General features: G+C 57.1%; 1 pseudogene. It reads right to left on the reverse strand.

Annotation, left to right across the window (positions count from 1 at the left end):
• Positions 1-278 precede the first annotated feature (278 nt).
• Positions 279-476 (reverse strand): annotated as a pseudogene (locus AB5Y92_RS04790) (PAS domain-containing protein); the annotation flags it as partial.
• Positions 477-1002: the final 526 nt, after the last annotated feature.

The following is a 1002-nucleotide window of genomic DNA, read 5'->3' on the forward strand; positions in this document are numbered from 1 at the left end:
ATGCTGGAGCGTTACGGGAGGGGGGTGAATATCAAAGCATGTTTGCATGAGGCGCTGGGGCGCCCCATGCAACACGTAATTGGGACATAGCCTTTGAAATCATCCAGATCGATAAAGAGCAGCGCCCCCGCCCCTTGCGGCTGCAGCTGGGCAAACGCCTTGCCAAACCCCTGCCGGTTGAGCAAACCGGTCAGCGCGTCGCTGTTGGCACGTTCCGCCAGTCGCTGCTCATAAGCCTTGCGCTGGGTGATATCGATATGGGAGCCCATGATCCGCAGCGGCTTGCCATCGCAATCCCGATCGACGACCCGTCCCCTATCCCACAGCCAGGTGACCTCGCCTTGCGGGTTGATGGTGCGGTATTCGGCTTCATAGAAGGGGGTTTTCCCCTCAAGATGGGCAAAGTAGCTGCCCATGGCATGGGCGCGATCGTCGGGATGGAGCTTGGCGCTCCACTGATCGAAATGAGGGGCCATGTCACCGGCCTGAAAGTTCTGCAGATTGAAGACCCGCAGCTCGCCGGTGGGAATGGTGCCCTGCCAGAGACAGATGCCGGTGCCATCGAGGGCAGCATTGAGCTTCTCCTGCAACAGGCCGTTTTCATGCTGCAAAGCGGCGATCTCTGCCTGCAAACGGGCTATTTCACCGCCATGAGGGACGGGATCAGCGTTGCGACCCGCTCGACAGAGCCGGTCTCTCCCCTGTCATCCTCCGCAGATGCCCTGCCCTCTTCACTCAACACTGCGCCTCCTTGTGCTTGCTCTATGGATGATCTTGTCAATCCCTCACAAAGATGCCATCAGCTAGGTTCGATTAGTAGCTATTCATAGTCAAAATATTGAAAAATAATGGGATAACGCCGCGATAATCCAACCATTGTGGGCGATCCGGTACTGCGGCAGCCACAAAAAAAAGGCTATGTCCCAATTACGTGTTGCATGGGGCGCCCCAGCGCCTCATGCAAACATGCTTTGATATTCACCCCCCTCCCGTAACGCTCCA

It is taken from the genome of Aeromonas sp. R1-1, from assembly GCF_040908495.1.
Lineage (GTDB): Bacteria > Pseudomonadota > Gammaproteobacteria > Enterobacterales > Aeromonadaceae > Aeromonas > Aeromonas veronii.